At 43.5% G+C, this 12,004-nt stretch carries 10 protein-coding genes; 5 read left to right on the top strand and 5 right to left on the bottom strand.

Annotation, left to right across the window (positions count from 1 at the left end; all coding sequences use genetic code 11):
* Positions 1–34: 34 nt before the first annotated feature.
* Both BCU75_RS12780 and BCU75_RS12775 read right to left on the bottom strand, forming a co-directional pair.
* Positions 35–436: an ACT domain-containing protein gene (locus BCU75_RS12780; RefSeq protein ID WP_076677498.1), complete on the bottom strand. Its 402-nt coding sequence runs from the start codon at positions 434–436 to the stop codon at positions 35–37.
* Positions 437–688: 252 nt separating this feature from the next.
* On the bottom strand, positions 689–1,582 hold the full coding sequence (locus BCU75_RS12775) for a LysR family transcriptional regulator (protein WP_102474079.1): 894 nt from the start codon (positions 1,580–1,582) through the stop codon (positions 689–691).
* 160 nt (positions 1,583–1,742) lie between these two features.
* On the opposite strand from BCU75_RS12775, the gene BCU75_RS12770 reads away from it, so the two are divergent.
* The 3 genes from BCU75_RS12770 to BCU75_RS12760 all read left to right on the top strand — a co-directional run bounded on the left by BCU75_RS12770 (position 1,743) and on the right by BCU75_RS12760 (position 6,089).
* A complete protein-coding gene (locus tag BCU75_RS12770) occupies positions 1,743–2,645 on the top strand; it encodes a Vmh family MBL fold metallo-hydrolase (RefSeq protein WP_102474078.1) in 903 nt (300 codons plus the stop codon).
* A 325-nt stretch (positions 2,646–2,970) separates the two neighbouring features.
* The gene (locus BCU75_RS12765) at positions 2,971–3,786 is read left to right on the top strand and encodes a TauD/TfdA dioxygenase family protein (RefSeq protein WP_102474077.1); all 816 of its coding nucleotides are present in this window, start codon (positions 2,971–2,973) and stop codon (positions 3,784–3,786) included.
* A 254-nt stretch (positions 3,787–4,040) separates the two neighbouring features.
* The gene (locus BCU75_RS12760; protein ID WP_102474076.1) at positions 4,041–6,089 is read left to right on the top strand and encodes an ATP-binding response regulator; all 2,049 of its coding nucleotides are present in this window, start codon (positions 4,041–4,043) and stop codon (positions 6,087–6,089) included.
* 240 nt (positions 6,090–6,329) lie between these two features.
* Here the strand turns inward: BCU75_RS12760 and cqsA are convergent, their stop codons facing one another.
* Positions 6,330–7,511, bottom strand: a complete 1,182-nt coding sequence (gene cqsA / locus BCU75_RS12755) for an alpha-hydroxyketone-type quorum-sensing autoinducer synthase (protein WP_102474075.1) — start codon at positions 7,509–7,511, stop codon at positions 6,330–6,332.
* A 367-nt stretch (positions 7,512–7,878) separates the two neighbouring features.
* The gene (locus tag BCU75_RS12750) at positions 7,879–9,261 is read right to left on the bottom strand and encodes a PLP-dependent aminotransferase family protein (protein ID WP_102474074.1); all 1,383 of its coding nucleotides are present in this window, start codon (positions 9,259–9,261) and stop codon (positions 7,879–7,881) included.
* A 104-nt stretch (positions 9,262–9,365) separates the two neighbouring features.
* Between BCU75_RS12750 and BCU75_RS12745 the strand changes: the two genes are divergently transcribed.
* Positions 9,366–10,262, top strand: coding sequence for an EamA family transporter (locus BCU75_RS12745; protein WP_102474073.1), 897 nt, complete (start codon positions 9,366–9,368; stop codon positions 10,260–10,262).
* Positions 10,263–10,463: 201 nt separating this feature from the next.
* Positions 10,464–11,336 carry an aspartoacylase gene (locus tag BCU75_RS12740; RefSeq protein ID WP_102474072.1) on the top strand — a complete coding sequence of 291 codons (873 nt, stop codon included), beginning with the start codon at positions 10,464–10,466 and terminating at the stop codon, positions 11,334–11,336.
* 338 nt (positions 11,337–11,674) lie between these two features.
* On the opposite strand, the gene BCU75_RS12730 is transcribed toward BCU75_RS12740, so the two are convergent.
* The coding region (locus BCU75_RS12730; RefSeq protein ID WP_133148294.1) for an integrase core domain-containing protein at positions 11,675–12,004 on the bottom strand (330 nt) is incomplete at its 5' end.

The raw sequence follows: 12,004 nt of genomic DNA, 5'->3' as shown, positions 1-12,004 counted from the left end.
CTTTTTTTGTGCTTGTGAACAACAGAGTTCTTTATTAATCTGCTTTTGAAAACTCTCTAAGCGCGCTCATTGCTTCGTCTGCTTTCTCTTTCTGAACGAAAATATGGTCGTGATAGTAGCCTGCAATCACGTTGGCGCTAATGCCGTATGAGCCTAGCTTTGTGGCAAAAGCAGCCGTTAATCCAACCGCTTCAAGGCTAGAATGTACTGATAATGTGATAAGGCTAAATATACCGTCGAAGTCTAGTAGAGCTCTAGTCGCAACGTTTTCTTCAAGAACTAGCGTTAAACCTTCCTTTTCACGAAAAGTCGAGATTGGATTGAGCTGAACATAGTCCGTTAATGCTCCGTCAACAGTGCAAAAAACATAGTTCCCTTCAATCAGTTCTGGTGACATGGATTTCAACAAGACATCTAAATCGGTAATGGCAGTCATTCTTTATCCTTTTGTTCGTGCACATGTTATTTCTTCCAGCTCATGCTAAGTGCTAAGTGCTAAGTGCTAAGTGCTAAGTGCTAAGTGCTAAGTGCTATGACGTTTACGTTGGTTCATTCGAACGGTTCTAGTTACGATAAGAGCAAGCTTGATATAAGTAAAATTAATAATTCTTATTATTCATCAGTATCGTTAATGCCGAGATTGCTCTCAGCTTTATGACATTACTTTCGCCTTCATGAAACTGTATATCTACCAACTTTTCGATTGTTCCATCTCGTGAGATAGGTGATCAATAAAGGCTCTTAACAGCGGAGTGACTTGTTTGCGAGTTCCGTAGATAGCATGAACACCGAGCGTTTTAGGTTGCCATTCAGCAAGTAGTGGTACTAACAAACCATCACGTATCAACGTTTCGACTGAAGGGCCAGGCAATATGCTGATCCCGTTGCCTTTTAATGCGGCAGATAGCAATACCTCAGAGGTGTTGGCACTGATATTCCCCTTAATTGGAACCGATTCGAGCCCATTGGGCCCATTGAACGTCCACGCTGTTTTACCAAAGTAACTGAATGATAGACAGTTGTGGTGCGTTAAATCTTGCGCGTTTTTGGGCGTGCCTTTCTCTTTTAGGTATTGAGGAGACGCACATATTACTGAGCGACACTCACCTAACTGTTTGGCGACAATATTGGGCGTGAGTTCATTGGTCATACGAATCGCTAAATCAATACGTGATTCAACAAGATTAACGGTTTGGTCGGTCGAGATGATGTCGATAGAAACCTCTGGCCACTTGTCAATGAAGCGGCTGATCACGTCCATCAAGAAGCTATCGACAATGGAGTAACTGGCAGTAATACGCAGTTGGCCCTTCAAGTGCTCGTGGCTTTGATTTCTGATACCTGCTAACGACGCCTCAAGGGCAAGCAGCTCTCTTGCGACTTCAAGCGTCTGTTTTCCTGCGCTGGTTAAGCTCAAGCTTCGAGTGGTTCTATGAAGCAGGCGTGTGTCCATCCAGCTTTCAAGTTCTCCCAAATAGCGAGTGACCTTGGTGCGTGAGAGATCAAGATGTTCTGCCGCTGCGCTCAAACTGCCACGTTCCACTATGGTGACAAAGACATTCATTGCCTCAAGTTTATCCATTGTTTTACTGCCTAAATAATCAAACCGATTTCAGTATATGTCCGAAAACTGCAACAGTTAAAGTCAATTTGATACCTATTTCATCTAAATTTAATCAAATAAGATACTTGCACACACAACGAGTTGGCAGGCGTTCAGCTCTAAATAACGGTATAAAGCTATGAATAAATTATCTAAAGTCCTTTTATCAAGAACTGCGCTTTTAGGAGCGATGAGTCTAGGAAGTATGTTAGCTGCATCGAGTGTTGTAGCTGCTGCTGAGCTAAACATCACTCATTACAATCCGGGTGAAAACGCGATATTCCCCGCAAGCTCCGTGTTGGTTTCAGGAGAGAAAGAAGTGATTCTGTTTGATGCGCAATTTAGCGTTGCAGATGGACAAAAGTTGGTGGAGCAAATCAAAGCGACTGGTAAAGAGTTGTCGATGGTTTACATCAGCAGTGGTGATCCAGATTTCTACTTTGGCTTGGAACCGATTGTAGCGGCATTTCCAGATGCTGAAATCGTTGCCAGCGAAGCGATCGTTGCGCATATCAAGCGCACTAAAGAGGCGAAACTTGCCTACTGGGGCCCAATCTTGGAAGACAACGCACCGTCTAAAGTGATTGTTCCAGCGGTGATGAATGACGCTACTTTGAGTATCGAAGGCAAGACCATCGAAGTGAGAGAGATAAACACGCATCAAGCATACTTGTGGATTCCATCTGAAAAAACGGTGTTCGGTGGCGTGTCGGTTTATAGCGGCGTGCATGTATGGATGGCAGATACCGCATCAAAAGAGATTCGCAACCAGTGGTCACAATCTTTAGAGCGTATAAAAGCGCTTGATCCTGAGACTGTGATCCCGGGTCACTACTTAGGTGAAATGCCGGCAGGCGTTAATGCTGTTCAGTTCACGATGAATTATGTTGCTGACATCGAAAAAGCACTGGCGAGCAAAAGTAATCCAACTTCAGTCGATATCAGTGAATATATGAAGACTGCTTACCCGCACTTTAATGCAACGGAAGGCGACCTAGAACTTGGCGCTAAAGTGCTGAGTGGCGAGATGGAGTGGCACTAAGCGCATTATCTCGGCTGTGTCGCAGAACAATCTGAAGATTGTATGCTAGATTTATTGATGATACACAACTGGAGATATCGATGATCTGGCTTTCAGTGAAAGTACTACAGATTGGACTTGTCTATGGATACAGGAAGTATCAAAAAGCGAAAAGAGCTCCTATGTAGGGGCTCTTTTTTTAGGTCGTATTTTTCTTTCTAAGGTGAACTTTTCTTTTGGATCGAATAGTGTCGAAAGAAATTCTGTTTTTGTCCGGTTTAATAACAGGCTGTTACACTGAATCTCAATCTAAAGCTCGACTCAGAGAAAACCAATAAGCGGAAGTATGTTGAAAATAGAACAAGTTACCCCTCATATCGGTGCGCGTATCCAAGGGTTGGAGCTGGCTAAGTGCAGTAGTAATGAACTGAATTGGATTTATCAGGCGCTTATTACCCATCAAGTCATTTTCCTGAATGAGCAGACCCTTTCGCCAGAACAACACTTGATGATTGCAGAGCATTTTGGCAAGTTGGAACCTGCGCATCCTTTTTTTCCTAGCGTGGAAAGCGCACCTCAGGTGAGTGTGATTGAAACAACGCGTGGCAATGCACCTATGGAAAGCTATTGGCATACTGACTTAACGTGGCGTAGCCTGCCATCTAAAGCCTCTTTGTTGCATGCTCAACACATTCCAAGCGTAGGTGGAGACACTATCTGGTGTTCTATGACGGCGGTTTTCGAGTCATTAGATGAAAGTATGAAAGCAAAACTGAGGGGCTTATCGGCGACTCATTCGTTGGTGGCTTTCGAAGGGATAGAGTCAGATCAGATTGAGCTTGATTGGCACCAGTCGTTGATTAAAACCGCACAGGACAATCCACCAGTAATCCATCCTGTTGTTCAGATCCATCCGGAAACCGGCAAAGAAACGCTTTATATCAATGAGCAGTTTACCCGTTATATCAACGAACTCGATCGTCAAGAGAGCGATGACTTGCTCAGCCAGTTGTTTGAAATCGCGCGACGTCCAGAGTATCAGGTGCGTTTCAAATGGGAGAAAGGAGCAATAGCGATATGGGATAATCGAGTGACGCAGCACTATGCGGTGATCGATTATGGTGATACTCCAAGAAAAATGCACCGAGTTACAGTGACATAATGGTAAGTAAGAGGCGTTATTGGTGTAAGCGTTAGCGTAAAAATCTCAGGAACTCAGGTTTAGTGTCTGGATGAGAGTATAAAACTGACACTTCATTCATCTAACTCAATAATAAAATCAAAAGCGTTGATACATATTTGATTGAAACCTCACTGCTCGAAGGTGATGTGTAATATAATCACGGCAAAATAAAAGAATAAAAATCAAACCATAGAATTAGTAAACGTTAGGGCTTAGAGAATAAAGAATTTCGTATGAACGCTATTCGTAAAGTTTATCAGTACGCAGAACCAAACCTTACTCTCGTGGGTTGGATGGGCTTTGTCGGTTTCCCAATTTACTATATTGTGTGGGAGCTCTTATTCCCTCAACCTTATGAAAGCTTAATGCTGCGTCTGTTTTGCTCAGTATTATTTTTCGGCATTATTTATCGCAATCGTGTCCCATTTGAATGGCGAAAGTACCTTCCGGCTTATTATCAAGTCGCCGTAACCCTCTGTTTACCGTTTTTCTTCTTCTACATGCTGTTAATGAATAATTGGTCCAGTGTTTGGGTTATGTCTTTCATGTCGGCCATTTTTCTTCATATTTTATTGGTGCACGTCACCAGAGTGATGTTCGCACAAACCTTTGCCGGAATTGGCTTGGCAACCTTGTGCGCATGGGTGGCGCAAGGTTTCTACTTAGAACTCACTATGGATTGGACGCATGTGCCAATCTTCTTGTTTATCTACTTGTTCGGCAACTTGTTCTACTTTCGTAATCAGATGGAACATGAGAATAAGGTGTCGTTGGCGAAATCTTTTGGAGCAGGTATTGCTCATGAGATGCGAAACCCTCTGAGTGGTTTGTTGACCTCGATTGATGTTATGCAGTCAATACTGCCGAACCCTAAAAGTGGTGATCACAAAGGGCAATATGCTTTAAGCAATGAAGACGTCATACAGTTGCGTGAAGTGGGCGATGAAGCGATGGAGATCATTCACTCAGGTAACGAAACGATTGATTTGTTACTGACTTCAATTGATGAAAACCGAGTCTCTCGATCTACGTTCAAGAAGCATACCGCTCAAGCGGTGATCGAGGGCGCGATAGACAGCTTTAACTACAAGCGTTCAGCCGATAAATCAGCAATCTCTTTAGACGTACAGAGTAACTTTGATTTCTTGGGTAGCGACACGTTGTTGAAGTACGTGATGTATAACTTGTTCAAGAATGCATTCCACCATCGCAGCCCTGAAGATTTTCATATTCATGTCACAATGTGCAGTGATGAAGTGGCCAATCAAATAATGGTTACTGATAACGGTTCTGGTATTTCAAGTGATGCAATTCGACGCATTTTCCAAGATTTTTACACCACGGGTCAATCGGGAAATTACGGCTTAGGTTTGCCATTTTGTCAGAAGGTAATGCGTTCGTTTGGTGGTGAAATCAAATGTCAGTCTGAAGTGGATCAATGGACACAGTTCACGATGTCGTTCCCATCTTTAGCTTCCCACTCAGTGAAAGAAATCCAGAGTGAGCTGACAAAACTTAAGACTGTGCTAATGGTGAGTGACCAGAAAGTTCTCACCAGTAAAATGATTGAGGCAGCTCGTTTTATGGGGTTCGAACTCACTGTATTAGATGTAGCATCAGCGCTTAAAAATAAGGAATACCAGTTCGAATTCGACTTGCTATTCGTGGATATGGAAAGCTTGGATTTGAGAGCATGCTGCCTCGACAGGATTGAATCTTTACTTTCGTTCACTGAAGCTCGAATTATCTATTTGTATGAACATCATCCGATTAAACGTGTCCGAAACGTTACCTTTGAACCTGTTTGGGTGGAAACACAAGTCTGGCTATTGAATACCAAGGCGACCATCGAACGCTTACTTTTCGACTCCAACTACGTGATGTCATCAGTTTCTGTAAAACCGTTAGAAGCTAACAATAAGCGCACGATCATGGTGGTCGACGATAACGAATCTCTGCGTCGGTTTACCGCGATGTTATTGGAAAAACAGGGCTTTGACGTAGTGCAGAAAGAAGATGGGCAACAAGCCTTAGACGCGTTGGATAGCGACGATATCGATTTGATTCTGATGGATATCGAGATGCCAATCATGGACGGTGTTGAAGCTTCTCGCCGAATTCGAAGTGCTAACAAAGCATACTCTTCAGTACCTATTATTGCTCACACGGGCGACAGTTCTCCAGTAACATTGGAAAAAATGGAATCATCAGGCATGTCAGATTTTATTGTGAAACCGGCAGACAAAAACCGACTGTTCGACAAAATCGCTCACTGGATTTGATTTGTTGCACCGTCCAGTTATCCGGCTGAATAAATGAATAAATGAATAAATGAATAAATGAATAGATGAATAAATGAATAAATGAATAGATGAATAGATGAACACAAAAAGAGCTCAGCAATTTGCTGGGCTCTTTTTGTATCGCGACATGATAGCGTCCATTCAGTCCTGCCGTTTATGTTGATTATCGGAAGGGTTCTTATCTTTCAAAGAATCTTAAGATGTGAATCAACCATACAATCATACGAACTCTAGCTCCGGATGATTGTATGCCTCATGACAAACGGTGAGCACATGGTCAATATCTCTTGGTGTCATGTCGGCATTCACTGAAAAGCGGATGATGTTTTTATTCTTGCCCGTCGCGGGGCGGCAGAAAACAGCTCCGAATACATCACGTTCTTCGAGGAAGTCACGTACACGCTCAGTGTTTCTTTCACTACCGCACTCTAATGCCACTATTTGAGATTCGCTGCGGATGTTAAAGCCAATCCGTTTGAGGCCTGTAGTGAGCGATTTAGCTCGCTTAAACAAGGCTTCTCGTTTGTCTTCTGCGCCTTTTATTACCTCCAGTGTTTTCTCTAAACGAACCACCTCTTGTGGTAACACTGTCGAGCTAAAAATCGCGGGATATGCGACAAAAGGCAAGGTCTCTGACAGCTGTTTCGGACCAAGGATAGCGCCTGCACGATAAGCAAAGGTTTTAGCCAAACTAACGGTAATGAAGTCGACTTGGTTAGTGAGACCCAATGCGTGAACTAAGCCAGCCCCATTTTCTCCATGTGTCCCCAGTGAATGCGATTCATCAACGACGACGGCACAATTAAACGCCTGCGCCATTTCGTAGATGTCGCGTAGCGGGGCGATGGTGCCGATTGTGCTGTAAACCGAGTCGACAACGATGACACCTGAGCCGTGGCGCTCTAGCTGTTTGCGTAGGTGATTCATATTGTTATGCATAAACGGGTGGGCGAGGGCGCTTGCAGCGCGAATGCCTTCCCATAGCGACATGTGTGCAAAAAAATCGATATACACGGGTGTACCTGATGGGCAGATGGTTTGAAGCAACCCTATATTAGCCGCCCAACCAGACTGAGAAAGCAAACAGCTCTCCATTCCGACATAGTTCGCGAGCTCGGTTTCGAACGCGGGTTTAGACTGCTCATCTTGTAAGAAAATCGCAGACATTACCACGTTGTCATCGTGTTCTCTAATTGCCGCTTGATGGGCTTCTTGGATCGTTTTGTTGTGTGATAGTGCTAAGTAATCGTTGCTCTGCATCACAACAGCATTGCGCTTAGGTCGTTTACCCAATACCAAATGTTTTTGGCTTTCGTTTTGGGTAATCAGGTCTTGAATATAGAAGTTCAAGCGTTCTTCGATAAAGGAAGGTAGTGGTTTGGTTTTTGTTTTATCACTCATAATAGTTCTCTTCAAATACAGGAAAACGCCAGCGCTGACCGGAGGTATATTGAAGAAAACAAATGAGCTGTCATTAGCCAAGTTGCATATTTTTGCACGCCCTTGCAAACTCTGTATTTAAGGGTTTTGAGGCGAATGATTTTCCTTACAGTACGGGGGATTTAGCCTAGTTCTGATGGGAATAATAGCCTCCTTTTTTATGATAAAAGGCTATTAAAATTAGGTGCTCGTATGGTTATAAAAGGTCGACTCTGAAAAGCTACGGTGTGCTAGCTGCGTCTATGAGCTAGCACGTATTAACTATAATTTAGCGCGTGTTAACTATTAACTTGTATTATCTATTAACTTAACTATGAACTAATGCGTATTAACTATGAGTATGAATAAGCTCTATTAAGTCGTCCAATTGTTGCTTGGTTTTTCCCTCTAACGAGTACCCAATATTGATGCGTAAGCAATTGTTGTAAAGGTCGAGAGTGCTGAACAGGTGTCCAAGCCTGATATCAATGTTCTGGTCGGCAACTGCTTGAGCAAAGGTTGATTGGTTCAAATTTGGTATTTGCAACCAAAGCACCATACCACCTTGTGGATTACTTATATTCACGCTTTGAGGAAGGTGTTGTGCCAAATAACTTAAGTATTGCTGGCGTAAAGAAAGGATTTGAGTACACCGTCTTCGAACGTGCTTTGCGTATTGACCAGATTCGATAAAGTCAGCAACCGCAAGCTGAGTGGGCAGGGCAACGCCATAGCTGGCTGCCGAAAATTGGGCCTTGTACTCTTTGATGAACCTACCTGGTAAGCACCACCCTAAACGGTAGCTTGGCGATAGGCTTTTTGATACCGATCCACACCACAATACGTAGCCGCCTTTGTCATAGTATTTTGCAGGCAGTGGCGTGTGTGAAGAGTAAGAAAGTTCGAGATACACATCATCTTCAATGATTGGCACTCGATATTGATTAGCCAACGCGGCGAGTTTTTGCTTTTGACTCGCTGACATATTGATCCCCTGAGGGTTCATATGAGAGGTACAAAAGATCGCTGCATCCACTTGCTTGTTCTTCAAATGCACTTCCAGTTGTTGCAAGTCGACACCATCATCCAGAGACGGGATCTCGATGATTTGTCGCGACATTTTCCCGAGCAATTCCAGTATACCGTTGAAACATGGCGAGCTAATAGCGATTGTGTCGCCTTCTTTGGTACACGATTCAAGCGCAGCCTTAATCGCTGACATACAGCCTGCTGTGATGACCATCTCTTCAGGTGAAAAGTGCACATCGAGCTTGGCAAAGTGAGTGGATAATGCCTGTCGCAATATCGGTTCACCTTGTGTATCTGGATAATGGTTTAGCCTGTTGCTCATACGCCTAATAGCGCGACGAAAACTACGCTCTAGTTCAACGACTGACTGTTCATCATTGGTGGTACTCGACACTCCTAAAGGCCCATTGGTTGAGTTGTGGGTCGATGAGGTTTGCTTAACGCTGGATACTTTGCTTTCGAACTGTGCCCACTCTGGAGTTGAGTGAGAAGGTTTATGAGGCGAGACAAAATACCCGGCTTGTGGTCGTGAATGGATCCAACCTTGTGATTCTAATTCTTGGTAGCAGCTCACCACGGTCGACATGCTGATCGCTTGTTGCTTGGCCAATTGACGAAGCGAAGGCATGCGTCCGCCCTCCTGTCTTTTGCCTGTTTCTATCTCATCGATAAACTGATTGGCTAGCTTTCTGTAGATACTCATTGTTACGACCGTTTTTTAACTGTACTGGTATTTATTGTAAAAATTGTATCTGTACTGGTTTTATTGTTCAAGGGATACTCATTCAAAACAATGGAGGGGTGAGTATGAAAAGAAATGATTTGTTGTTAGCGGTATTCGTCATGGCAATTTGGGGATTCAATTTTTCGATGATCAAAATGGGTGTGACCAACGTTCATCCATTATTAGCCACTGCAGCGCGTTTTTCGTTGGCGGTGATTCCGGTAATATTTTTTGTGGCGAGACCTAATGTCGCTTGGCGTTACTTAGTCAGTTATGGCTTTGTGTTCGGTGTGGGAATTTGGGGTATGGCTTCATGGTCTATCACCGCTGGACTATCTTCAGGGCTTTCATCGGTATTGCTTTCAACTAACGTATTAATCGGCATGGCGGTTGGCGTGTGGGTGTTCAAGGAAAGTGCTTCAGTTCGTAAGCTGGTTGGTGCGATGTTAGCCATGTGTGCGTTAGCGGTATTGGTATCTGCAGCAACGGGCAATGTCACCGTTAATGGTGTAATCTTGATTATGATTGCAGCGTGCAGTTGGACGTTAATGGGCGTAATTGTTAAGGCGTCTAAAACCACTCAGGCTTTTTCGTTTAACGTATGGGGAATGCTGTTTGCACCAGTTCCATTAGTGTTGTTTGCCGTGATGCTACACGGTGAACAAATTATCTGGCAGGGCATCGAACAATGGGATTGGAACACGACGATAGCGGTGCTGTTTCAGGCTTATCCAACCACGCTATTTGGTTATTGGGTATGGAATAAGCTATTAATCCAATACCCGTTAAGCACTACTGCGCCGTTAACTTTATTAGTGCCTATCTTTGCATTGATCAGTGGTTACTTTATGTATAACGAAGTGTTGTCAGTCGCTCAAGTTGTTGCATCTGTACTGTTTTTAGTCGGTATCGGTTTAATAGTTAAGCCTGCTAAGGTATTGAACACGAAAGCTACAACGAAACTTGCAGAACAAAAATGATTGAAGAAAGCTGGTGTTGCATGGACAGTTTTTAATGACAGATAGGACCTCGCACTTGTGAGATCTTATCTGTGTATTGGATTTTCTTAAACTTATCTTACATAAGGCGGTTAAGTTATCTGGAGAATTTCGCTCTTAATTGTTATGTTATATCGTATCAAAATAAGTAGCTGAATTACTCGACATTTGGACATCGATATCATGGATAAAATTAAACAAGTCTTGCTGGTTGCGGGAACACACGGCAATGAGCTCTCAGGTATTTACCTACATAAGCTGATTAAAGAACGCATGTATGGGCCTGATCGTTCGACGTTTTCTGCGACTTCTGTTATCGCAAACCCGAAAGCAGTAGAACAGAATGTACGATACTTAGATACAGACCTAAATCGTCAATTTGCCATAGGTGATGAAGAAAGCGGATCTGACTTAGCTGAACAGGCTGTTGCGCGTCAGTTTGTTGAAAGGTACGCAAATCGAGAGCAGCAATTGATCGTTGATTTACACAATACGACCAGCAATATGGGCGCGACATTAATCTTGCTTTCAAATGATGTTTTCTACCAAAAAATGGGCGCGTACGTGAAGCAAAGTATGCCTGAAGCTAACATCCTGTTCGAAGATAGAAAACCGTGGGGTGAGCAGCCATACCTTTGTACAGCCGGTGATTGTGGCGTCATGATTGAAGTGGGAGCTCAGGCGCATGGGTCACTCAAGTTTGATACCCTTAAACTGATGAAACAGATGCTGACAGTGGTACTGGATTATGTTGAGAACCATAACTTGAAGCAGGTTAAAGCGTTACAAGACTACAGTGCCTTCTTCTATGTTGAAGAGGTGAATGTTCCACTTGGTCCTGATGGTATGCGAGTAGCTACAGTACACCCAGCGATCTGTGGTAGAGATTTCGAAGTAGTGAAGCAAGGCGAGCCGTTGTTAGCGACTTTCTTTGGTTATGATATCTATTGGGAGCGCGAACAAGATATCTATCCACATTTCATTAATGAGAGCGCCTACGCCAAAGCGAACATTGCGATGGCATTGGCAGAGAAGCATCTAGTTTCTGTTAGTTGATACGGCTCTGAATTTTTCTGAAAACGGATAAGGTTGTTAGGGCGTGTTGATCTTTCGAGCTGATTTTTGCAGCGAGTTGCTGGGTATTTATACAAGGCAGAGGCTTTGATGTGTAGCTAGCCTACATGAGAAGCCGATAACGTAGTAGAAATGACCAGCAAACGCTGCCCGAAGGGTTCGACTAAAAGCGCTTTACTCTTTGTTGAGGGAGATTTGCTTAGAATGACTAGGCTACTTCTCCCTCGCCGCGATTAAAACGCTTTTACTTCGAACAAAATTTCACCACGAAAGGTCAACGCGCCCTAGTTTATGTCTCGTCCTAAAATACGTTGACGATTTTAGTAAGCCAGTAACGCAAGTTGCTGGCTTTTTTCATGCATCTTATTTGGCGTATTCATACCTAGGCTGAGATGCGGCCTCATTTCGTTGTACGTATATATCGACTCATCAACAAGCATTTTCAACTCGCGAAGATCTTCGCACTGAGTAAGCAAGAATTCTTGCTTGAGGATACCATTGACGCGCTCAGCTAACGCGTTTTGGTAACAGTCATAACCATCCGTCATCGACGGTGTTATGTCATGCTTTTTAAGCTTCTCTTGATAAAGACTCGAACAATACTGAAGCCCTCTATCTGAATGATGGACTGTCGCATGACGATAACATCG

Source organism: Vibrio splendidus, from assembly GCF_002873455.1.
Lineage (GTDB): Bacteria > Pseudomonadota > Gammaproteobacteria > Enterobacterales > Vibrionaceae > Vibrio > Vibrio splendidus_J.
The sequence above is the reverse complement of the archived record's forward strand: the minus strand, read 5'-3'. Positions and strand labels throughout refer to the sequence as shown.